Annotated in this window: 17 protein-coding genes; all 17 read left to right on the forward strand. The window is 65.0% G+C overall.

The window, feature by feature from the left end; genetic code table 11:
* The first annotated feature begins 125 nt into the window (after nucleotides 1-125).
* Nucleotides 126-1,739: a peptidoglycan D,D-transpeptidase FtsI family protein gene (locus ACK8CP_RS02760; protein WP_234629363.1), complete on the forward strand. Its 1,614-nt coding sequence runs from the start codon at nucleotides 126-128 to the stop codon at nucleotides 1,737-1,739.
* Between the two features lie 11 nt (nucleotides 1,740-1,750).
* A complete protein-coding gene (locus tag ACK8CP_RS02765; RefSeq protein WP_414833279.1) occupies nucleotides 1,751-3,265 on the forward strand; it encodes a UDP-N-acetylmuramoyl-L-alanyl-D-glutamate--2,6-diaminopimelate ligase in 1,515 nt (504 codons plus the stop codon).
* The gene (locus ACK8CP_RS02770; RefSeq protein ID WP_234628458.1) at nucleotides 3,262-4,737 is read left to right on the forward strand and encodes a UDP-N-acetylmuramoylalanyl-D-glutamyl-2,6-diaminopimelate--D-alanyl-D-alanine ligase; all 1,476 of its coding nucleotides are present in this window, start codon (nucleotides 3,262-3,264) and stop codon (nucleotides 4,735-4,737) included. Before ACK8CP_RS02765 ends, ACK8CP_RS02770 begins: the two co-directional genes overlap by 4 nt.
* A 5-nt stretch (nucleotides 4,738-4,742) precedes the next feature.
* Entirely contained in the window at nucleotides 4,743-5,825 is a 1,083-nt protein-coding gene (gene mraY, locus ACK8CP_RS02775; protein ID WP_234628457.1) for a phospho-N-acetylmuramoyl-pentapeptide-transferase, read from the forward strand.
* A gap of 7 nt (nucleotides 5,826-5,832) precedes the next feature.
* The gene (murD, locus tag ACK8CP_RS02780) at nucleotides 5,833-7,266 is read left to right on the forward strand and encodes a UDP-N-acetylmuramoyl-L-alanine--D-glutamate ligase (protein ID WP_414833280.1); all 1,434 of its coding nucleotides are present in this window, start codon (nucleotides 5,833-5,835) and stop codon (nucleotides 7,264-7,266) included.
* On the forward strand, nucleotides 7,263-8,411 hold the full coding sequence (gene ftsW / locus ACK8CP_RS02785) for a putative lipid II flippase FtsW (protein ID WP_234628455.1): 1,149 nt from the start codon (nucleotides 7,263-7,265) through the stop codon (nucleotides 8,409-8,411). Before murD ends, ftsW begins: the two co-directional genes overlap by 4 nt.
* Complete coding sequence (gene murG / locus ACK8CP_RS02790) at nucleotides 8,408-9,526, forward strand: undecaprenyldiphospho-muramoylpentapeptide beta-N-acetylglucosaminyltransferase (protein ID WP_414833281.1); 1,119 nt, start codon at nucleotides 8,408-8,410, stop codon at nucleotides 9,524-9,526. The genes ftsW and murG overlap by 4 nt, the downstream gene beginning before the upstream one ends.
* Nucleotides 9,523-10,935, forward strand: coding sequence for a UDP-N-acetylmuramate--L-alanine ligase (gene murC / locus ACK8CP_RS02795; RefSeq protein WP_414833282.1), 1,413 nt, complete (start codon nucleotides 9,523-9,525; stop codon nucleotides 10,933-10,935). The genes murG and murC overlap by 4 nt, the downstream gene beginning before the upstream one ends.
* 28 nt (nucleotides 10,936-10,963) lie before the next feature.
* A complete protein-coding gene (murB, locus tag ACK8CP_RS02800) occupies nucleotides 10,964-11,905 on the forward strand; it encodes a UDP-N-acetylmuramate dehydrogenase (protein WP_414833283.1) in 942 nt (313 codons plus the stop codon).
* Nucleotides 11,906-12,069: 164 nt separating this feature from the next.
* Complete coding sequence (locus tag ACK8CP_RS02805; RefSeq protein ID WP_414834177.1) at nucleotides 12,070-12,972, forward strand: D-alanine--D-alanine ligase; 903 nt, start codon at nucleotides 12,070-12,072, stop codon at nucleotides 12,970-12,972.
* Entirely contained in the window at nucleotides 12,960-13,874 is a 915-nt protein-coding gene (locus tag ACK8CP_RS02810) for a cell division protein FtsQ/DivIB (protein ID WP_414833284.1), read from the forward strand. The genes ACK8CP_RS02805 and ACK8CP_RS02810 overlap by 13 nt, the downstream gene beginning before the upstream one ends.
* Complete coding sequence (gene ftsA, locus ACK8CP_RS02815) at nucleotides 13,871-15,196, forward strand: cell division protein FtsA (protein ID WP_255701285.1); 1,326 nt, start codon at nucleotides 13,871-13,873, stop codon at nucleotides 15,194-15,196. Before ACK8CP_RS02810 ends, ftsA begins: the two co-directional genes overlap by 4 nt.
* 86 nt (nucleotides 15,197-15,282) lie before the next feature.
* Nucleotides 15,283-17,046, forward strand: coding sequence for a cell division protein FtsZ (gene ftsZ, locus ACK8CP_RS02820; RefSeq protein ID WP_234628450.1), 1,764 nt, complete (start codon nucleotides 15,283-15,285; stop codon nucleotides 17,044-17,046).
* A 243-nt stretch (nucleotides 17,047-17,289) separates the two neighbouring features.
* The gene (gene lpxC / locus ACK8CP_RS02825; RefSeq protein ID WP_414833285.1) at nucleotides 17,290-18,246 is read left to right on the forward strand and encodes a UDP-3-O-acyl-N-acetylglucosamine deacetylase; all 957 of its coding nucleotides are present in this window, start codon (nucleotides 17,290-17,292) and stop codon (nucleotides 18,244-18,246) included.
* Between the two features lie 161 nt (nucleotides 18,247-18,407).
* Nucleotides 18,408-19,268, forward strand: a complete 861-nt coding sequence (locus tag ACK8CP_RS02830; protein ID WP_234628448.1) for an outer membrane protein assembly factor BamD — start codon at nucleotides 18,408-18,410, stop codon at nucleotides 19,266-19,268.
* 15 nt (nucleotides 19,269-19,283) lie between these two features.
* Nucleotides 19,284-20,963, forward strand: coding sequence for a DNA repair protein RecN (gene recN, locus ACK8CP_RS02835; protein WP_414833286.1), 1,680 nt, complete (start codon nucleotides 19,284-19,286; stop codon nucleotides 20,961-20,963).
* 30 nt (nucleotides 20,964-20,993) lie between these two features.
* The gene (gene ligA, locus ACK8CP_RS02840) at nucleotides 20,994-23,168 is read left to right on the forward strand and encodes an NAD-dependent DNA ligase LigA (protein WP_414833287.1); all 2,175 of its coding nucleotides are present in this window, start codon (nucleotides 20,994-20,996) and stop codon (nucleotides 23,166-23,168) included.
* Nucleotides 23,169-23,230: the final 62 nt, after the last annotated feature.

Here is a 23,230-nt window from a genome sequence, read left to right on the forward strand (position 1 = left end):
AAGCCTTCAAGCCGGACAATTCATGGCGGGAGAGCAGCTGGAGGCATCTCGCTTCGCGCCCACGCCAGCCGTCGATCACCCGAGCCGGCGACAATGAGCGTCTGCGCTGGCGCGTCGTTTTCGCGATGGCCGCGTTCGGTGTGCTCTATGCGGTACTCGCCGGGCGGCTCGTGCATCTGGGTCTCGCCGCCAACGGCGATGATATGCGCACCGCCGGTGCTGCAAGCGCGGTTGCGGCCGCGCGGCCCGACATCGTCGACGAGAACGGCGAGATACTCGCCACCGACATCAAGACGGCGTCGCTGTACGCGGAGCCGCGCCGCATCGTCGATGCCGACGAGGCGGCCGAGCAATTGTCGCTGGTTTTTCCGGACTTCGATCGCGAGCGGCTGCGGCGCGATCTCGCCACCAATGCGGGCTTTCTTTGGCTGAAGCGCGAGATCACACCGGATCAGCGCCGGCGTGTGCACGAGCTCGGCCTGCCGGGCATCGGCTTCGTTTCTGAAAATCGCCGTTTCTACCCTGGCGGCCCGACCGTTTCCCACATTCTGGGTGCGGTCAACGTCGACAATCAGGGTATTGCTGGCATCGAAAAGTATATCGACGACAGCGGCCTTGCCGATCTGCATCAGGCGGGCTTTGCGACCGAACACGGCCTCGAACCGGTCAAGCTCTCCATCGATCTGCGTGTCCAGCATGCGGTCCGCAGCGAGCTCGAGACGGCGATGGACAAGTACACCGCCAAAGCCGCCATCGGCATCGTGCTCGACGTGAAGACCGGCGAAGTCGTCGGCATGAGCTCGCTGCCCGACTTCGATCCGAATATCCCGGCCCAGGCTCTCGACAAGGACCGGCTCAACCGCGCCACCGTCGGCGTCTACGAGATGGGCTCGACCTTCAAGACGTTTACGACGGCCATGGCCCTCGATTCAGGGCTGGTGCATCTGAACGACACGTTCGACGCGAGCAAGCCGCTGCGTATCTCGGGCTTCACCATTCACGATTTCCACGGCAAGCACCGGGCTTTGAGCGTGCCGGAGATCTTCATCTATTCGTCGAACATCGGAACGGCGAAGATGGCGCTCGCATGCGGCATCCCCATGCAGCAGGAATTTTTGGGCAAGCTCGGGCTCCTCGACGAGTTGCGCACCGAATTGCCGGAAGCCGGTGCGCCGCTGAAGCCGCGGGAGTGGACCAAGCTCTCCTCGGTCACGATTTCCTTCGGTCACGGCATTTCGGTGTCGCCGCTGCAGACGGCTGCGGCTGGTGCGGCGCTGATGAACGGCGGCTATTATATTCCGCCGACGTTCCTGCCGCGCGACGAGCGGACCGCGGCCGAGCTTTCGCGCCGGGTGGTCAAGCCTGAGACGAGCGCCGATATGCGCAAGCTGATGCGGCTCAACGTCCTCAAGGGGTCCGGCCGCCGCGCCGCCGTTCCGGGCTACCGCGTCGGCGGCAAGACGGGGACCGCCGAAAAGGTGGTGAACGGCAAATACGCGAACGACAAGCGCCGCAATGCCTTCCTGTCGGCTTTTCCGATCGACGATCCCCGCTATCTCGTGCTGGTGGTCATCGACGAACCGAACCCGGAGAAGCCTGGATTGCCCGCCACGGCCGGCATGAATGCCGCCCCCACGACCGCCGCCATCATCCGCCGGATCGCCCCGATGCTCGGCATCAAGCCGCTCCTCACCGATCCTGAAGAGGATCTGGCGACGACGATCGCAGCCATCGAGTAGGTGACAGGTCGATGGCTTCCGACAAGGCCTACCCACCGCGCCGGCTCGGCAAGCTCTTCGGCGACGAAGCTTCCGTTGCCGACGATGCCGCCGAGGTGTGGATCTCCGGACTGACCGCGGACAGCCGCGAGGTGGTCCGGGGAACGCTCTTCGCTGCGCTGCCCGGTACGAAATCCGATGGCGCTTCCTTCATCCCGGATGCGGTGAAGAAGGGGGCCGCCGCGATCCTCACCGGCACGAAGCGGCTCCCGGAAGACCCCGGCGTGCCCGTCATCCGTGCCGCCGATCCGCGTCGCGCGCTCGCCGTCGCGGCCGCCAATTTCTTCGGACGGCAGCCGGAGCGTGTGGTCGCCATCACCGGGACGAGCGGCAAGACCTCGGTCGCCGTCTTCACACGGCAGATTTTTGCCCATGCGGGGCTGAAGGCGGCGAGCCTCGGGACGATCGGGCTCGTGACGTCGGACGGCCAGACGAAGCCCGGCCTCACGACGCCGGATCCGGTTTATCTGCATCGCACGCTTGCCGATCTCGCCAAGTCGGGCGTCACGCATCTGGCGCTTGAAGCCTCCAGCCATGGCCTCGACCAGCGGCGGCTCGACGGCGTCCAACTGGCGGCGGGCGGTTTCACCAATCTGTCGCGCGATCATCTCGATTATCACAAGACGCTCGAAGAGTACCTTCTCGCCAAGCTCAGGCTCTTCGAGGTGCTTCTGCCGGAAGGTGCGGCCGCCGTGGCCGATGCCGATCAGAAGGAAGCGATGCGGGTGAGGGCGATCGCCCGGCGTCGCAATCTCTCCTATCTGTCGATCGGCAAAGCGGGTGAGACGCTCCGGCTTCTTTCGGTCACGCGCATGCCGGACGGGGCTCGTCTGCTCCTCGAAGTGAACGGCGAGAAACGTTACGTGCCGCTGCCGCTCATCGGGGAGTTTCAGGTCTCCAACGCCTTGATGGCCGCATGCCTCGCTATCGGGGCAGGGCTTTCGGTCGATCAGGCGCTTGCGGCCCTGCCGGAGCTTCAAGGCGCGCCGGGGCGGCTGGAGCTCGTCGGGAGCCATCCGAACGGGGCGCAGGTTTTTGTCGATTACGCACACAAGCCGGGCGCGATCACGGCAGCGCTTCAGGCGCTGCGTCCGCATACGCAGAACCGTCTCGTCATCATCTTCGGGGCGGGCGGTGATCGCGATCCCGGCAAGCGCGAGCTGATGGGCGAGGCCGCGCGGGAGGCCGCCGACCGCGTCATCGTCACCGACGACAATCCGCGCAGTGAAGATCCGGCGTCAATCCGCCGGGCCATCATGGCCGCGGTGCCGAAGGCTCGTGAAATCGGCGACCGGCGCGAGGCCGTTCGGCAGGGCATTGCCGGTCTCGAAGCCGGCGACATCCTGCTCGTGGCCGGCAAGGGGCACGAGACGGGCCAGACGGTCGGCGATCAGGTTCTGCCCTTTTCCGATCAGGAGGAGGTGCGCAAGGCGCTGGCGGAACTCGGCAGCGAAACTCCGCAAGAGGCGAAGGAACAGCCCTTATGAACCCTTTGTGGCGGATAGCCGAGTTCCTGGCCGCCACAGAAGGGCGGCTGGAAGGTGGGGCGCCTCAACCGGCTTTGGCCGGAGACGAGGATGCTGGCGCGATCTCGCCCATGGCCATCACCGGCATCTCCATCGACAGCCGCTCGGTCGGTCCTGGTGAGGCTTTCTTTGCCATCAAAGGCGATCGCTTCGACGGTCACGATTTTGCCGAGGCGGCGCTGAAACAAGGTGCCGCGCTCGCGGTCGTCTCCGAAGATCGTCTTGCGGAACTCTCCGGCGGACCTTTCGTGGTCGTGCCCGACGATCCCTTGAAGGCGCTCGAACGCCTCGGCATCGCCGCACGCGAGCGCTCGCATGCCAAGATCGTCGCGGTGACGGGCTCTGTCGGCAAGACCGGCACGAAGGAAATGTTGCGGCTCGCCTTCTCTCTTCTCGGCGAGACGCATGCGCCGGTCGGATCCTTCAACAATCATTGGGGCGTGCCCCTGACGCTCGCGCGCCTGCCGGAAAAGGCGGCTTTCGGGATTTTTGAGATCGGCATGAACCATGCCGGCGAGATCCGGCCGCTGACGCGGATGGTGCGGCCCGACGTTGCGATCGTCACGACCGTCGAACCCGTGCATATCGAGTTCTTCGGGACTGTCGAAGCGATCGCCGATGCCAAGGCGGAGATTTTCGAGGGGCTCGAAGAAGGCGGAACGGCGATCCTCAATCGCGACAACGGCCAGTTCGACCGTCTGGCCGGAGCGGCCCGGGCGCGGGGCGCGCGGATCGTCAGCTTCGGCAGCCATCCCGATTGTGACGTCAGTCTCGTCGGTCTCATCGAAGAAGCCTCGGGCAGCCGGGTGACCGCGGATGTCTTCGGGGAGAGCGTGCAGTATCGGCTGGGCGCGCCCGGTCGCCATCTGGCGACCAATTCCCTGTCCGTTCTTGCAACGGCTGCGGTCCTTGGAGAGAGCCCGTCGGCTGCGGGCCAAGCCCTGTCGCAGTTTGCGGCCCCTGTCGGACGCGGGGCACGCACGCAGCTTCGCGTCGGCGAGGGAAGCTTCACCCTCATCGATGAAAGCTACAACGCCAATCCGGCGTCGATGCGTGCGGCGATCGCGCTCCTGGGTGCGGCCGAGCCGGGTCCGAACGGTCGCCGGATCGCCGTTCTCGGCGATATGGGCGAACTCGGCGAGCATGGGCCGGCTTTTCATGCCGAGCTTGTTGATAATCTTGCAACAGCCCGCGCCGATCAAATCTTTCTGGTTGGACCGCTCATGCATCATCTTTGGAATCACTTGCCGGAACGGGTGCAGGGAGCCTATGCCGAAACGGCGGGCGAAATTGAGCCGATTCTTCTCGATGCGATCCGACCTGGCGACGTGGTGATGGTGAAAGCCTCCCTGCTCACCGGTCTCGGCAGAGTGGTTGCGGCAATGAAAGAGCGGTTTCCCGCAAGAGATCCAAGCGAAAAAGAAGAGAGCTGAGACGGATGCTGGCCTATCTGCAGAACTTCGCGGATGACTTCTCCGTCTTCAACATCTTCCGTTACATAACCTTCCGAACAGGGGCGGCGACGATGACGGCGCTGCTCTTCGTTTTTCTGTTCGGTCCGATGATGATCGAGGTTCTGCGCTTTCGGCAGGGCAAAGGTCAGCCGATTCGGGCCGACGGACCGCAAACGCATTTCAAGAAGGCCGGAACACCCACGATGGGCGGGCTGATGATCCTGACGGGCGTCGTCGTCTCGGCGCTCCTGTGGTCGGATCTTTCCTCGCCGTATGTCTGGTGCGTGCTTCTGGTGACGCTCGGTTTCGGTTCGATCGGCTTCTACGACGATTATCTCAAGGTGAAGGGCGCGTCCTCGAAAGGCTTTTCGGGGCGGGCGCGGCTCGCCTTCGAGGCGTTGATCGCCGGCGCCGCCGTCTACGTGATGATGCGTGCGGGCGAGGGTGCGAGCGCGACGGCGCTGACGTTGCCGTTCTTGAAGGAGACCGTCATCCAGCTCGGCATCTTCTTCGTCGTCTTCGGCGCCTTCGTGATCGTGGGGGCGGGCAATGCCGTGAACCTGACCGATGGTCTCGACGGGCTCGCCATCGTCCCGGTGATGATTGCCGCCGCCTCCTTCGGGCTGATCGCCTATCTCGCCGGCAATATCCGCTTTGCCGATTATCTCCAGATCCATTACGTCGCCGGCACCGGCGAGCTTGCCGTTCTCTGCGGCGCGATGATCGGCGCCGGGCTCGGTTTTCTCTGGTTCAACGCCCCGCCTGCCGCAATCTTCATGGGCGATACCGGCTCGCTGGCGCTCGGCGGCATGATCGGCGCGGTCGCGGTCGCCACCAAGCACGAGGTCGTGCTCGCCATCATCGGCGGCATCTTCGTCATGGAAGCGCTGTCGGTGATCATCCAGGTCACGTCTTACAAGCTCACGGGCAAGCGCGTCTTCAAGATGGCGCCCATTCACCATCATTTCGAGCAGATCGGCTGGACCGAGCCGCAGGTGGTGATCCGGTTTTGGATCGTCGCCGTGGTTCTTGCCCTGATCGGCCTCTCCACGCTGAAACTCCGCTAGGCCGGCGATGTCGATCCCTCTCTCTCATCTCAAAGGAAAAAGTCTCGGGGTTTTCGGGCTCGCCCGCAGCGGGCTTGCGACGGTCAAGGCCGCTGTCAGCGGTGGGGCGCGCGTCTATGCCTGGGACAACCGGGAAGATGCGCGGGCAAAAGCGGCGGGCGAGGGTGTCACGCTGCAAGAGCCGACTGAATGGCCGTGGGAAGAGCTTGCCGCTCTGGCGCTCGCCCCGGGCGTGCCCCTCACGCATCCCGAGCCGCATCCGATCGTCGGCATGGCCCGGGGCGCAGGCGTCGAAATCTTGTGCGACGCAGAGCTTCTGTTTCGCGAGCTCGAAGGCCAGGCCCGCTTCGTCGCCATCACCGGCACGAACGGCAAGTCGACGACGACGGCGCTCATCGGCCATCTCCTCGGCGAGGCCGGAATTGCGGTCGAGGTGGGGGGCAATATCGGCCGCTCCGCGCTCGATCTCGCAGCGCCTTCAGCGCGTGACCATGTCCCAGAGCTTGTCTATGTCCTGGAGCTCTCGTCCTATCAGCTCGATCTCTGCCACCGCCTTCGGCCCAACGTTGCGGTCTGGCTCAATCTGACGCCCGATCACCTTGACCGCCATGGCGATATGGCCGGCTATCGTCTCGCCAAGGAGCGGATCTTTGCGAAGATGGGCGGTGACGATCTTGCGGTCCTCGGTATCGACGAGACCGATATGGAAGAGGTTGCCGTTGCGCTTTCCGAACGAGCCCAGGCGCCCCGGCTTGCCCGCGTCACGGTGCGCGAGCGGGACGCGGCCGACATTCGCGTCGACGAAGCCGGGCAGATGACGGATGCGCGCAACGGCGAGGGGCTCGATCTTTCGGCGTTCCCATCGTTGCGCGGACGTCACAATTGGCAGAACGCTGCCTGCGCCTATGCGGCGGTGCGAGAGCTCGGCGTGCCGGTCTCTCAGATCACCGCGGGGATGGCGAGCTTTCCGGGGCTCGAACACCGCATGCAGATCGTCGGGCGGCGCGGCAAGGTGCTTTTCGTCGACGATTCCAAAGCGACCAACGCCGATGCGGCCGCGCCCGCTCTGGCGACCTTTCAGCCCGTTTACTGGATCGTCGGCGGACGCCCGAAGGCGGGCGGCATTCACGGCTTGTCCGGTTTCTTCCCGCGCGTTGCGAAAGCCTATCTGATCGGCGAGGCGGCGGATGAATTCTCCGCCACGCTTGCCGCGCGGGTCCCGCATGTCATCGCCGGAGAGCTCGCACGCGCCGTCCGGATGGCGGCGGAAGATGCGGCGCTCGATCCCGAGGACGAGCCTGTCGTCCTGCTGTCGCCGGCGGCGGCTTCCTTCGATCAGTTCCCCGATTTCGAGGCGCGCGGGCGAGCCTTCGTCACCGCCGTCAACGCCCTGGACGATGCATCCGCGCAGCAGGCTGCGCTCTCGGAGACCGCGTCATGATCAGTCGTCGCGATCGTTCCCTGATTGCCGAATGGTGGTGGACCGTCGATCGCACGACGCTCTTCCTGGTGCTTCTTCTGCTCGCGGCCGGCGTCGTCCTGTCCTTTGCGGCGAGCCCGCCGGTTGCGGAACGCCTCGGCCTCTCGACCTATCATTTCGCGCTCAGGCAGGCGATGTACGCGCCGACCGCGACGGCGATTATTCTCAGCATCTCGCTGCTCACGCCCCGTCAGGTGCGGCGGCTCGCGCTTCTCATCCTCCTCGTCTCTCTGTCGATGATGGTCGCCGTGCTCTTCATCGGCGACGAGGTGAAGGGCTCGCGGCGCTGGGTCTATGTCGCGGGTATGTCGTTGCAGCCGTCGGAGTTCTTGAAGCCCGCCTTCATCGTCATCGTGGCGTGGCTGTTCGCGGAAGGCTCCAAACATCCGGAAGTGCCGGGCAAGCTTCTCGCCGTCATCCTGCTCATCATCACGGCGGCGCTGCTCGTGGCCGAGCCGGATCTCGGTCAGACCATCCTGATCTTCTCCGTCTGGGGTGCCGTCTTCTTCCTGGCCGGTGTCTCGCTGCCGCTTGTCGGCGGGCTTGCGGGCACGGCTGTGGCTGGTCTCTTCGCCGCCTATTTCATGTTTCCGCACTTCACCTCGCGCATCGACCGGTTCCTCGATCCGGAAGGCGGCGACACCTATCAGGTCGATATCGCCATGCGCTCCTTCGAGCGCGGCGGCTGGTCCGGATCGGGACCGGGCGAGGGTGTCATGAAGCGGATCCTGCCGGATTCGCATACCGACTTCGTCTTCGCGGTGATCGCCGAGGAGTTCGGCATCATCCTGTGCCTCGCCCTCATCTGCATCTTCGGCTTCATCGTCATGCGGGGGCTCATGCATGCGCTGCGGCGCAAGCAGCCGTTCGAGCGCATGGCGATCGCCGGCCTCTCTATCCAGATCGGCCTGCAGGCCTTCATCAATATGGGCGTGAACCTGCAGCTCCTGCCCGCCAAGGGCATGACCTTGCCGTTCATCTCCTATGGCGGCTCGGCGTTGCTTTCGAGCGCCGTCGTCATGGGCTTCATCCTCGCCCTGTCGCGCGAGCGCGCGGAGCGGAAGGTGACCGTCATGCCGCATTCGAGCTTTGCTGAGCAATTATGAGCGATAAGACCAGGCCGCTGGCCTTGCTGGCCGCCGGGGGAACCGGCGGGCATCTCTTCCCGGCAATCTCTTTGCGGGCCGAGCTGAAAAAGCGCGGCTATGATGTCGCGATCGTCACCGACAAGCGGGCGGGCCAATACGCGGCCGACCTGCCGGCCGACGAACTCCACGCCATCGATGCGGCGACGCTTTCGGCCGGCAATCCGGTTCGCGCCGTCTCCTCCATGTGGAAGCTCTCTCGCGGCGTCCTGCAATCGCGAAAACTGCTGCGGCAGCTTGGTGCCGACATCTGCGTCGGTTTCGGCGGCTACCCGACCGTGCCGCCGCTCCTTGCCGCGCGTATGGCACGTGTGCCCGCCCTCGTGCACGAGCAGAACGCGGTTCTTGGCCGTGCCAACAGGCTGCTGGTGAAGGCCGGCGCGGCACTTGCCACCGGGTTTCCCGATCCGAAAGGTGCTGCCTCTGCGAAGCGCCTTGCATTCACCGGAAATCCCGTTCGCGAAAGCGTCATCGACGCCGGCAAGTTGGCTTATGAGCCAGCCGGCGAGGACGACAGCTTCCGCCTTCTCGTCTTCGGCGGCAGTCAAGGTGCACGCGCGCTGTCGTCACTGGTGCCGGAGGCGATCGCGCTTCTGCCGCGAGCGGTGCGCGCAAGGCTTCAGATCGTGCAGCAATGCCGGCCGGAGGATCTCGACACGGTGCGGCTTCTCTACGGCCGTCTCGATGTCTCGGCGGAACTTGCCTCCTTCTTTCAGGATCTGCCGGCGAAGATCGGCGCAAGCCATCTCGTCATCAGCCGGGCAGGGGCGTCGACGGTGTCGGAACTCGCCGTTATCGGCCGTCCGGCCATCCTCATCCCTTTTCCGCATGCGATCGACCAGGACCAGGCGGAGAATGCCCGCCTTCTCGCCGATGTCGGCGGCGGCTGGATGATGGAAGAAGGCTCTTTGACCGCTGAAGGCCTTGCCTCGCGGTTGAAGGAGCTGATAGCGCATCCCGACGAACTGGCCGCAGCGGCCGCCGCCGCGAAAAAGGCCGGCCGGCCGGACGCGGCCGAAAGGCTCGCCGATCAGGTCGACGAGCTCGTCAGCCTGACGCGAGGACATCGCCAATGAAAATGCCTTACAACATCGGCCCGATCCATTTCGTGGGGATCGGCGGCATCGGCATGAGCGGCATCGCCGAGGTGCTGATCAATCAGGGTTGTCAGGTCCAGGGATCCGATGTCTCCGACAGCCCGAATGTCGCCCGCCTGCGCGCCAAAGGGGCCAAGGTGATGATCGGGCATGCGGCGGAAAACCTCGGCGAGGCCGCCGTCGTCGTCGTGTCTTCGGCGATCAAACGCGACAATCCCGAGCTGAAGGAAGCCCGCGCCAAGGGTCTGCCGGTGGTCCGCCGGGCGGAGATGCTGGCCGAGCTCATGCGGCTCAAATCCGCGGTTGCGATCGGCGGCACGCACGGCAAGACCACGACCACGTCCATGGTGGCGGCGCTGCTCGACGCGGGAGGTCTCGATCCGACCGTCATCAATGGCGGCATCATCAACGCCTACGGCACCAATGCCCGCATGGGCGACGGCGAATGGATGGTGGTGGAGGCGGACGAGAGCGACGGCACCTTCGTCAAGCTGCCGGCCGACGTCGCCGTCGTGACGAATATCGATCCGGAACATCTCGACCATTACGGCTCCTTCGAAAAGGTGCGCGAAGCCTTCATGGCCTTCGTGGAGAACGTGCCCTTCTACGGCTTTGCCGTGATGTGCCTCGATCATCCCGAGGTGCAGGCGCTGGTGAAGCGCATCGAAGACCGGCGCATCATCACCTATGGCTCCAATCTCCAGGCTGAGGTTCGATTCCACTCGGTGAGCTTCGTGCCGGGTGAATCGCATTTTTCGATCGAGCGGCGCGACCGGCTGACGGGTGAAACGGAGACGCTTTCCGACCTCGTTCTGCCGATGCCGGGCATCCACAACGTCTCGAACGCGACGGCTGCGATCGCAGTCGCCCGGGCGCTCGGCGTCTCGGAAGCGGATGTGCGCAAGGGGCTCGCCTCGTTCGGCGGTGTCAAACGCCGCTTCACGCTGACGGGCACCTGGAACGGCGTCGCCATCTATGACGATTACGGCCACCATCCGGTGGAGATTTCCGCCGTCTTGAAGGCTGCCCGCGCGAGCTGCCGCGGCCGCGTCATCGCCGTCGTGCAGCCGCACCGCTACAGCCGACTCCACAATCTCTTCGATCAGTTCTGCGCCTGCTTCAACGATGCCGATACCGTCATCGTGGCGGACGTTTATTCGGCGGGCGAAGACCCGATCGAAGGAGCCGATCGCGACAGTCTCGTCGACGGGTTGCGGGCCGGCGGACATCGCGACGTGCGACCGCTTCCGAGCGAAGCCGAGCTTGCCCGCATGATCGCCGATGTCGCGAAGCCGGACGACATGGTCTTGTGCCTCGGCGCGGGCTCGATCTCGAAATGGGCCAATGCTCTGCCGGGCGAGCTCAATGCGCGAGACGAGGCTGCGTGAGCCTCAAGCTCGATCGGCAGGGATTGTGATGCGCGCTCAGGAACTCGAGGGCCTGCTCGAAGGCTTCCGCGGCAGGCTGAAGGCGAACGAGCCGCTCGCGCCGATCGTCTGGCTGCGGGCCGGCGGGCCGGCCGATCTTCTCGCCATGCCGGCCGATGCCGACGATCTCGCCTTTCTTCTGAAAGCTCTGCCCGAAGAGGTGCCGGTGACCGTGATCGGTCTCGGCTCCAATCTCCTCATCCGTGATGGCGGGATCGAAGGCGTGGTCGTGCGCCTCTCAGGCAAAGGGCTCGGCAAGATCGAGGTCGATGGTGATCTCATTCGCGTCGGCACCGCGCTTCCCGACAAGCTTTTTGCGAAGGCGGCGCTCGATGCGGGCCTCGGCGGCTTCGCGTTCTATCATGGGATACCGGGAGGGCTCGGCGGGGCGCTCAGGATGAATGCGGGCGCCAATGCTGGCGAAACCTGCGATCGGCTGATCGAGGTCGTGGCGCTCGACCGCCAGGGCAACCGCCATGTGCTGACGCAGGCGGAGATGGGCTATTCCTACCGCCACAGCGACGCGCCCAAGGATCTCATCTTCGTCGAAGCGCTCTTCAGGGGCGAGAAACGGCCCGAGGACGAGATCCGAGCCGAGATGGATGCGGTGCAGAAACACCGGGAAGAGGCGCAGCCGATCAAGACCCGCACCGGCGGTTCGACCTTCAAGAATTTGCCCGGCCAGCGTGCCTGGGAGCTGATCGATGCCGCCGGTTGCCGAGGGCTTAAGATCGGCGGGGCGCGCGTTTCCGAGATGCATTGCAACTTCCTCATCAACGAGGATGACGCCAGCGCCTATGACCTTGAATTGTTGGGCGAGACGGTGAGGGCGCGGGTTCTCGCCCATTCCGGCGTGCGGCTCGACTGGGAGGTCCGGCGCCTCGGCCGGTTCGGCGAGACGGGCAAGGTCGAGCCGTTCCTGGGTGCCTGAGTGGGCGCCTTTCAAAGAATCGCCGATCCACCTCTTAGTTAACGATTTCTAACCCTTTCGGGTCGAGATTGCGGCTTCGTTCGAATGCGGACCGAGCGCCAGGCGCGTCGGTTGGAGCAGAGGGAGGCGCTGCCGTGACCCGCAACACCCATATCGCCGTCTTGATGGGAGGCTGGTCGTCGGAGCGATCGGTGAGCCTTTCCTCCGGCAAATCCTGTGCCGATGCCCTGGAGGAGCGGGGCTATCGGGTGACGCGCGTCGATGTCGGGCGCGATATCGCAAAAGTTCTCAGCGATCTGCGTCCGGACGTTGCTTTCAACGCTCTGCACGGGCCTTTCGGCGAAGACGGCAAGATCCAGGGCCTCCTGGAAATCCTCGAGATTCCCTACACGCATTCCGGTGTGCTCGCCTCCGCGCTCGCCATGCACAAGGTCAAGGCGAAGGCCGTCGTGGCGAATGTCGGCGTGCCGGTCGCGGAACAGCGTGTCGTCACTCGCGAGGAAACGGCGCGCGAACACGTCATGGCGCCCCCCTATGTCGTGAAGCCGATCAACGAAGGCTCGTCCTTCGGCGTGACGATCGTACCTGAGGATCAGGCGCATCCGCCGCAATCGCTTCTGGGCGATTCCTGGACCTATGGCGAGGAGGTGCTGGTCGAGCACTATGTCGCCGGCAAGGAGCTCACCTGTGCCGTTATGGGACGGCCGGGCGAGGAGGAGGCCTTCGACGTCATCGACATCGTTCCCGTGGGCCACGGCTTCTATGACTTTGATGCAAAATATCTTCAGGGGGGCTCTAAGCACATTCTCCCGGCCAATCTTAAACCATTTGTTTACCAAAATATCCGCAGGTTCGCTTTGGAGGCGCATCGTGCCATCGGGTGTCGCGGAGTGTCTCGCAGCGACTTCAGGTACTGCGAGGAAAGCGATGAGCTCATCTGGCTGGAAGTGAACACACAGCCAGGCATGACGCCGACCTCCCTGGTCCCGGACATGGCGGCCCATGCAGGCCGCAGTTTCGGGGATCTGGTGACGTGGCTTGTGGAGGATGCATCGTGCCGACGATAGGGACGTGGCTGGCAGATCAGGGGGCTCGGGTCGACGCGTTGAGCGCCGGTCTCGGCCATACCCTGCATCGCGCCGTGCCGCCGCGCCTGCGTCGCATCGTGGAAAAGATGCAGACCGGCCGGCAGCACCATTACGGTCAGGTCGCCGCGATCGGTTTCCTGGGCGCCACCATTCTTTACGGTCTGATCGCCGGCGGTCACATGCTGACGCTGCTCGACCGCACCGTTGCCGCCGCCTTTTTCGGCATTCAGGAGATCCGCATCGGGGGCGAGATCGAGACGCCCGAATCCGCGGTTGTCGATCAGCTCGACATTCGTGGTGGGTCGCTGCTCGGATTTGACGCGAGCGACGCGCGCGAGCGCCTCATCGCGCTGCCCTGGGTCAAAGACGCCGACATCCGCAAATTCTATCCGAACCGGCTCGACATCACGCTCACCGAGCGCACGCCCTTCGCGCTCTGGCAGAACGACGAGGTGATCTCGATCATCGACCGCGCTGGTGTGGTCATCGGGCCGTACAAGGATGTGCGCTTCGCCGCACTCCCGTTCGTCGTCGGCAAGGGCGCGGACAGCCGTGCCGACGGGTTCATGACCATGGTGCAGCGGCACCCGTTCCTGGCGGAGCGCATGCGCACGGCCGTACTCGTCTCGGAGCGCCGCTGGGATCTCGTCACGAAGAACGGCATCACCGTTCAGCTGCCCGAGAGCGGGGTCGACGAGGCGATCGATCGCCTGAAGGCCCTGCAGGACAAGGACGACGTCCTGTCGCGCGAGATCGTCACCATCGATCTGCGCCTCAAGGACCGCATCCGCATCGGCCTTGCGGACAATATGGCCGAAACCGTCATCAAGGAGAATGAATCGGTGATCCGTCGCCTCGCCAAAGCTGGAGGCGAGATTTGAACGCCATCACTGAAAACGCCGGCTCCCGCATCAAGCCGCTGTCGCCACGCCGCACCGCCGTGGTGAGCGTGCTCGACGTCGGCTCATCGAAGACCACCTGCCTCATTGCACGCCTGAAGCCGCTCGAGGGCGATCATCAGGCGGGCCGCACGCATCACGCCGAGGTGATCGGCTTCGGGCTGACGCGCTCGCGCGGCATCAAATCGGGTGCCGTCGTCGATCTGGAAGAGGCGGAAAAGTCGATCCGGATCGCCGTCGATCAGGCCGAGCGGATGGCCGACATGACGATCGGCTCCGTCATCGTCAACGTGTCGAGCGGACGTCTGAAGAGCGATACGTTTTCTGCCACAGTCGAGTTGTCCAGTTCGGGCGTGTCGGAGATCGATATTCAGCGCGTCCTGGGCGCGGGCTGCGCCAATTCCATCGCCGACGGGCGCGTCGTCGTCCATTCCCTGCCGATCGGCTATGCGCTCGACGGGCACAGGGGAATTGCCGATCCGCGCGGCATGCTCGGCAGCGAGCTCGGGGTGGACATGCATGTCGTCACCGCCGACGAAGCGCCGCTGACGAACCTCGAACTCGCCGTCAACCGCTGCCACCTCGAAGTGGAGACCGTGGTTGCGACGCCTTATGCGTCGGCGCTTTCGGTCCTCGTCGAGGACGAGGCGCAGCTCGGCGTCGCCTGTCTCGATTTCGGTGGCGGCACCACCAGCCTGTCGATCTTCTACGAAGGCCAATTCATTCACGCGGCCAGCGTTCCGATCGGCGGCAACCACGTCACCATGGATATCGCGCGCGGCCTCTCGACCCGGCTTGCCGATGCGGAGCGCCTGAAGGCGCGTCACGGCTCGGCGCTGCCTTCGATCTCCGACGAGAAAGACATTTTGACGATCCCGCCTGTCGGCGAGGACGAGCGAGACGCACCGAATGCGGTGCCACGCTCGACGCTGACGCGCATCATCCGGCCGCGCATCGAGGAAACCCTCGAAATGGCGCGCACGATGATCGACGAATCGGGATTTGCCGAGATCGTCGGCAAACGCGTCGTTCTGACCGGCGGGGCGAGCCAGCTCACCGGACTGACGGAAACGGCGCGGCGGGTGCTTGGACGCAATGTGCGTCTCGGCCGCCCGCAGCAGGGTGCGAATGCGTTGCCTGAAGCGGTCAAAGGACCGGCCTTCGCGGCGGCGCTCGGCCTTATCACCTATCCCCAGGTCGCCCGCATCGAGCAGTTCCGGACGAGACGTCCGAGCCAGTTCGCGATGACCGGGACGGATGGATACTTCGCCCGCATGGGGCGATGGATCAGGGAGAGTTTCTGACGCGCGGCGCGGGGCCGAGCGGGAATTGAGAATAGGCGTGGGCAAGGCAGATGCCCGACGCGAGGACAGCGGCGAAAGGACAACAGATGGCCATCAATTTGCATATGCCGGATCTTACCGAACTGAAGCCCCGGATCACCGTCTTCGGTGTGGGCGGGGCGGGCTGCAACGCGGTCAACAACATGATCGAAGCAGGCCTGCAGGGCGTCGACTTCGTCGTCGCCAACACCGACGCTCAGGCGCTGACGATGTCACGCGCCGACCGCGTCGTGCAGATGGGCGTCGCGGTGACGGAAGGCCTCGGCGCCGGATCGCAGCCGGAGATCGGGCGGGCCGCTGCCGAAGAAACGATCGACGAGATCAACGACCATCTGACCGGCGCGCACATGGTCTTCATCACCGCCGGCATGGGCGGTGGCACCGGCACCGGCGCCGCACCGGTGGTGGCGCGCGCTGCACGCGATGCCGGTATACTGACCGTCGGTGTTGTCACGAAGCCGTTCCAGTTCGAGGGCCAGCGCCGCATGCGCCTCGCCGAGGCCGGCATCAACGAGCTGACGCAGCACGTCGATACGCTGATCGTCATCCCGAACCAGAATCTGTTCCGCATCGCCAACGAGAAGACGACCTTCGCGGACGCCTTCGCCATGGCCGACGAAGTCCTCTATTCCGGTGTCGCCTGCATCACCGACCTGATGGTCAAGGACGGGCTCATCAACCTCGACTTCGCCGACGTCCGCTCCGTCATGCGCGAGATGGGCAAGGCGATGATGGGCACCGGCGAGGCCTCTGGCGACAAGCGCGCCGTGGAAGCCGCCGAGAAGGCGATTTCCAACCCGCTCCTCGACGAGGTCTCCATGCGCGGTGCGCAGGGTCTTCTGATCTCGATCACCGGCGGCAAGGACATGACGCTGTTTGAGGTCGACGAGGCGGCGAGCCGCGTTCGCGAAGAGGTCGACGGTGATGCCAACATCATCTTCGGCGCGACCTTCGACGAAAGCCTGGAAGGCGTCATCCGCGTTTCGGTCGTCGCCACCGGCATCGACCAGGAACAGCGCCAGTCGGAGAACACCGAGCAGCGCATGCAGGAGTTAAAGCAGCGCCTGAAGAGCGTCGGTGGTCCGGCAGGTCATGCCCGTCAGGCTCCCGAGCAGGTGGCGGCGAAGGCCCCTTCTTTCGAGGAGGCGATGGCTGAGGATCTGGAGCGTGAACTCGCTGCTCCGCGCCAGCAGCAGGTCGAGCGCCAGGTCGCTGCCGCAGCCGCCGCCGTGCCGCACACGAACCAGCAGCCGCGTGCCGAAGTTCGCCAGGAGAAAGGCATCAAAATCGGCCCGTTTCGCCCCGAACCGTCCCTGATCGCGCCGCGTGATGCGCATGACGAGATGGAGACGCGCGAGGCCCCGGTGCGCCGTCAGGAGGCTTTCGTTCCGCAGGCCGCGGAACGGCCGGAGAGCGTGCAGCCGCGGATGCCAAAGGTGGAGGATTTTCCGGCCATCGCACAGCGGCAGATCCACGCCAGCCGGGGTGCCGCCAATGAGGAAGAAGAGCGCCGTCCGCGTTCCCTCCTGCAGCGTCTGACGCATGGTCTCGCCAAGCACGGCGAGGGCGAGGAAGGCCAGGCTCCGCGTCAGGCTCGCGACATGGAAATCGAGCCGCGGATCGCTGCCGCCCCCGAGCGGGCGCCGGCCCGTCCGTCGGCCGCCGAAACCTTCGGCCGGCCGCAGCAGCGGCGTGCGGTCGAGCAGGCGGCACGCGGTGGTCTCGATCCGCATGGCCGTCCGGCCGCGGCTGGGCACAGCGAGGACGACCAGCTCGAGATTCCGGCATTCCTGCGGCGCCAGACCAGCTGATGGGCGCTCACAGCCTGTAACGCTCTTGCGGCCCCGGCGTTTTTCGCCGGGGCCGCTTTTTTTGTAAGCTTATGTTTTCATGAGGGAAATCCGAGTAACGCCGGATCTCAAGTCGGTAACAAAAGGTAAGAAAGCTTGATTGGCGAAACTGTGACCGCTGCTGCTAGCTTCCGGCGCGTCGGGTGAGGGCCGGTCCGCTCCGATTCGCGATGCCACCGGCACGACAACATGAAAGATGGCTTGATGACACAGACCGCTCAGGGCGCCCAAAAGACGCTCCGCAGGGATGCGACACTTACGGGCATCGGCACGCATAGCGGCAAGCCGGTCACGTTGCGGCTGTCTCCTGCCGACCCGGACACGGGTATCGTCTTCGTTCGCCGCAACGAGGCGGGCGAGGATGTTTCCATTCCCGCGCGGTCTTCCTCCGTCGTCGGCACGCAGATGTGCACGATCCTGGGCGACGGAGCCGGACTTTCGGTCGCCACCGTCGAGCATCTTCTGGCCGCGACTTCCGCACTTTCGATCGACAATCTCGTGATCGAGGTCGATGGCGCCGAAATCCCGATGATGGACGGAAGTGCCGCGGCCTTCGTGGAGGCGATCGACGAGGCCGGTATCGTGGTGCAGCCTGCACGGGCGCGCGCGATCAAGGTGTTGAAGCCGGTCCGCATCGACCTCGGCTCCTCCTGGGCCGAGTTTCTGCCCTATAGCGGGCGTCGCTTCACCGTCGAGATCGATTTCGACTGCCCGGTCATCGGCCGGCAGAAGCATGCGGCCAACATCACCGCGAACAGCTTCCGCCGCGACATCTCGCGGGCGCGGACCTTTGGCTACATGAAGGACGTCGAGGCCTTTTGGGCCAAGGGGCTCGCTCTCGGCTCTTCCCTCGACAACGCCGTGGTGATCGCCGACGACAAGGTCGTCAATCCGGAAGGCCTGCGCTACCCGGACGAATTCGTTCGCCATAAGCTGCTCGACGCGGTCGGCGATCTCGCTCTCGCCGGAGCGCCGATCATCGGCCATTATCGCTCCTATCGCGGCGGCCACAAGGTCAACGCCATGGCGCTTGCGGCGCTTCTGGAAGATCGCTCCGCGTGGAGCTGGCTTGTTTCCTCCGATCCCGCGCCGCGTCGCAGCGAGCAGGCGGAAGGCCTGCCCGGCTATTTCGCCCCCGCCTTCGCTCCCGACCGTTCGTAGCCGTCACCAGATGATGGCGCCATCACCATATGGCAGCCATTTTTGCGTGCTGTGCCCATCGCAGCCGGCCGACATTTGCGATTGCGGTGTGCATGCGGCTTTGCAGTCGGCCTGATCTTCGATAAGGAGGCAGCCCGTGCCCTTTTGCTCCGTGTGGATGCATGACTTTCTCTGAAGCTACCAAGCCCGGGCTGCGCATCGTCGCCGCCAGTCTCCTCATTGCCTCGATCGGCGCTTCGCTCGGGGCCTGCTCGAATTTCGGCGATCGTACGAAGATCATCGAGGAGGAACCGACCATTCCTGCCGACGTCCTCTACAACGAGGGCCTCGCAGCAATGAAGGAAGGGGAGACGACCAAGGCGAAGGAGAAGTTCGCCGAGATCGACAAGCAGCATCCCTATTCGGATTATGCGCGCCGTTCGATGATCCTGTCGGCCTACCTCAACTACAAGCGCGGCAATTACACGGATGCGGTGACCGAGGCGAAACGCTTCGTGACGCTGTTCCCTGCCAGCGATGATGCGGCCTATGCGCAGTACATCATCGCCGAATCATATTACCGGCAGATCCCCGACGTGACGCGCGATCAGGAAATGACGCAGCGCGCGATCCTCGCTTACGGGCAGATCCTCAGCAAATATCCCGATTCGGAATATGCCGATGACGCGCGCCGGAAGATCGAGGTCGGTCGCGATCAGCTCGCCGGCAAGGAGATGCAGACCGGGCGCTACTATCAGGAGCGCGGCGAGTATCTGGCTGCGGTGAACCGATTCAAGTCGGTCGTGGAAGCCTATCAGACCACCCGTCATGTCGAAGAGGCGCTGCATCGTCTGGTCGAGTGCTATCTCGCCCTCGGTCTCGTCGATCAGGCGCAGACGGCGGCCGCGGTGCTTGGGCATAACTTCCCAGACAGCCCCTGGTACAAGGATTCCTACCGGCTTCTGGCGGACAAGGGTGTCGAACCGTCGGAAAGCAAGGGATCTTGGATCTCGCGGGCCTTCCGCTCGGGGCAGGCCACCTGATAGCTTCCGGCGGCCATGCTGGCCAACCTGACCATCCGCGACATCGTTCTCATTGAACGCCTGTCGATCGACTTTGCCGCCGGTCTCAGCGTCCTGACGGGGGAGACCGGCGCGGGCAAATCGATTCTGCTCGATTCGCTGGCGCTCGCTCTCGGCGCGCGCGGCGATGCGGCGCTGGTGCGCTCCGGCGCGAACCAGGGGCAGGTGACGGCCGTCTTCGATCTCGTTCCGACGCATGCCGTCGTCCGGACGTGCGAGGAGAACGGCATCGAGGTCGACGGTCCTCTCGTTCTTCGCCGCCTGCAGTCGGGCGACGGGCGCAGCCGCGCCTTCATCAACGATCAGCCGGTGTCGGTTTCGCTCTTGCGCGAGATCGGCCATCAGCTCGTGGAAATTCACGGCCAGCACGACGAACGCGCGCTGGTCGCCCCCGAAGAGCACCGCAGGCTCCTCGATGCTTTTGGCGGGCTGGAACGGGATCGGGCGGAAGTTGCCGGCCACGCCCAGGTTCTGCGGGAAGCGGAGCGGCAGGCCGAAGAGCTGCAGGCCTCCATCGAGGCGGCCGAGCGCGAAGCCGATTTTCTGCGCGCTGCCGTTGAAGAGCTCGAAGCGTTGTCAGCCGAACCCGGCGAAGAGGAACGGCTTGCCGATCGCCGACGGCTTCTCATGCAGGCGGAGAAGGTTGCGGGCGACCTCAACGAGGCGCTGGATATCCTGGGCGGCAACGTCTCGCCCGTGCCGGATCTGGCCGCTCTCATGCGCCGGCTGGAACGCAAGAGCGCCGAGATGCCGGAGGTGATGGACGCGATCGTGGAAGCGATCGGTCAGGCGCTCGACCGGCTTGAAGATGCGCGTTCGGGCCTTGCTGCGGCGGTCACCGAGCTCGGCCATGATGCGGGCGAGCTCGAGCGCGTCGAGGAGCGGCTTTTCGCCATTCGTGCGGCGGCGCGCAAATATCGCTGCGAGGCCGACGCGCTTCCGGGCGTGGCGGCGGATTTTGCGGCGAAGCTCGACGATTTCGAAAGCGGTCACGACCGGCTGGCGCGGCTGCAGAACGCGGTGCGCGAGGCCGAGGAAAGTTATGTCGCGGCGGCGCGCATTCTGTCGGAGCGACGGGAAGAGGCCGCGCGAGGTCTCGAAGAGGCGGTGACCGCCGAACTGCCTGCTCTCAAACTCGAGGCCGCGTCATTCCACGTGCATTTGCAGCGGGACGATGCGCGGCGGAGTGCGGATGGCTTCGACACGGTGTCCTTCGAGGTTCAGACCAATCCGGGTACGGCGCGCGGGCCCTTGATGAAGGTCGCGTCCGGGGGCGAGCTTGCCCGTTTTCTTCTGGCGCTCAAGGTGGCGCTCGCCGACCGCGGGTCCGCTCCGACGCTCGTCTTCGACGAGATCGATTCGGGCGTCGGCGGTGCAGTGGCCGAGGCGATCGGACGGCGGCTCGCACGGCTTTCAGAGCGCGTGCAGGTGATGTCGGTCACGCATGCGCCGCAGGTTGCGGCCCGCGCCAACGGCCATTTCGTCATCTCCAAGCGCGTGACCGACGAAGGGCGCAAGACGGCGACGGCCGTGACACGCGTCGAGGCTGAAGATCGGCGCGAGGAGATTGCGCGCATGCTCGCGGGCGCCACGATTACCGACGAGGCGCGGGCGGCGGCCGAACGGCTCATCGTGGGCGAGACGCAAGCCTCTTGAGCTTGGCGCGGCTTTGCGCGACAGGACGGCATGGCATCACGCTCCAAAAAGTCGTCCGAAGGCGAAGAGGCGCTTGCCGCCGAGCCTGTCGACAAGCTCACCCTCGACGAGGCACAGGCGGAACTCGCCCGGCTGGCGGCGGAGATCGCCGAGCATGACCGGCGCTATTACGAAGACGATGCGCCTTCGGTTTCCGATGCGGCCTATGATGCCCTCCGGCAGCGCAATGCGGCGCTCGAGGCGCGTTTCCCGGAACTGAAGCGCAGCGATTCTCCTTCCGAAAAAGTCGGCGCAAAACCTTCCGGCCGCTTCGCCAAGGTGCGCCACAGCGTGCCGATGCTGTCGCTCGACAACGCCTTTTACGATGAGGACGTGCACGATTTCGCGGCGCGGATCCGGCGGTTTCTCGGGATGAAGCCGGAAGAGGCGATCGAGGTTCTGGCCGAGCCGAAGATCGACGGGCTGTCGGCTTCTCTGCGTTACGAAAACGGCGTTCTGGTGCGCGGCGCAACGCGTGGCGACGGCACCGAAGGCGAGGACGTCACCGCCAATCTCCGCACCATCGAGGATATTCCCGAGCGGCTGCCGAAGGGTGCGCCGGAGGTGATGGAAGTGCGCGGCGAGGTTTATATGAGCCACGCCGATTTCGAAGCCCTCAACCAGCGCATGGAGGAGGCGGGCGACCGCGTCTTCGCCAATCCCAGGAACGGCGCGGCAGGCTCCCTGCGCCAGCTCGATGCCAGGGTGACGGCAAGCCGGCCCTTGCGTTTTTTCGCCTATAGCTGGGGCGAGGTGACGGCGCTGCCGGCGGACACGCAATGGGGCGTGATGGAGGTGTTTCGCGACTGGGGGCTGCCGACCAACCCGTTCATGAAGCTCTGCGCCAATGTCGAAGAGGCGCTTGCGCATTACCGTCATATCGAAGCGGAGCGGGCGTTGCTCGGCTACGACATCGACGGCGTCGTCTACAAGGTGAACCGGCTCGATCTGCAGGAGCGTCTCGGTTTCGTGTCGCGCTCGCCACGCTGGGCGATCGCGCACAAATTCCCGGCCGAGAAGGCGACGACGGTTCTGGAGGGCATCGAGATCCAGGTCGGGCGCACCGGGGCGCTGACGCCCGTCGCGAAGCTGAAGCCGGTGACCGTCGGCGGGGTCGTCGTTCAGAACGCGACGCTGCACAACGAAGATTACATCAAGGGGATCGGTCGCGACGGCGAGACGATCCGTGATGGCAAGGATATCCGTGTCGGCGATACGGTGACCATCCAGCGGGCCGGCGACGTCATTCCGCAGGTGCTCGACGTCGACCTTTCGAGGCGACCGGAAGACGCTAAGCCTTTCGAGTTTCCGACCCAATGTCCGGAATGCGGTTCGGACGCGGTGCGTGAGCACGATCCCAAGACGGGGCGCACCGATGCCGTGCGCCGGTGTACGGGCGGGCTCATCTGCCCGGCGCAGGCGGTGGAGCGGCTCAAACATTTCGTCTCGCGCGAGGCCTTCGACATCGAGGGGCTCGGCTCGAAACAGGTCGAGGCGTTCTGGCGGGACGGCCTCATCATGCATCCCTCCGACATCTTCACGCTTTCCGCGCGTGACGAGCGCTCACTCAAGAAGCTCAAGGATCGCGAGGGGTGGGGCGAGACGAGCGTGCGCAATCTCTTCGCGGCGATCGACGAGCGGCGGCAGATTTCGCTCAACCGCTTCATCTATGCGCTCGGCATTCGCCATGTCGGCGAAACCAACGCCAAACGCCTGGCGCGCCATTACGGCACCGTCGAGGCTTTCCTGGAGGGAGCCCGCGCGGCAACGGATCAGGAAGGTCAGGCCTGGCAGGAGCTCAACGACATCGATGGCATCGGGCCGGTGGTGGCAGAGGCCATCGCGCAGTTCTTCGGCGAAGAGCACAATCTCGAGGAGATCGAGCGGCTCCTGCGCGAGGTGACGCCGGAAGAGGCGGAGAAGGTCGCCTCGGCTTCGCCCGTCGCCGGCAAGACGGTCGTCTTTACGGGCTCACTCGAAAAGATGACCCGCGACGAGGCCAAAGCGATGGCGGAGCGTCTTGGTGCCAAGGTGTCGGGATCCGTCTCCGGCAAGACCGATCTCGTGGTCGCCGGCCCGGGCGCCGGCTCGAAGCTCAAAAAGGCCGCCGATCTCGGCGTCGAAGTCATCGACGAGGATGGCTGGTTCAAGCTCATCGGCGAGTAGGAGCGCCAGCGGATAAAAGCGTCAGTGGACGGCGCGGCCCGGATTTTCGTCCGGAGAGGTGC

Origin of the sequence: Afifella sp. YEN Y35 (assembly GCF_047553465.1) — a bacterium.
GTDB lineage: Bacteria > Pseudomonadota > Alphaproteobacteria > Rhizobiales > Afifellaceae > Afifella > Afifella aestuarii.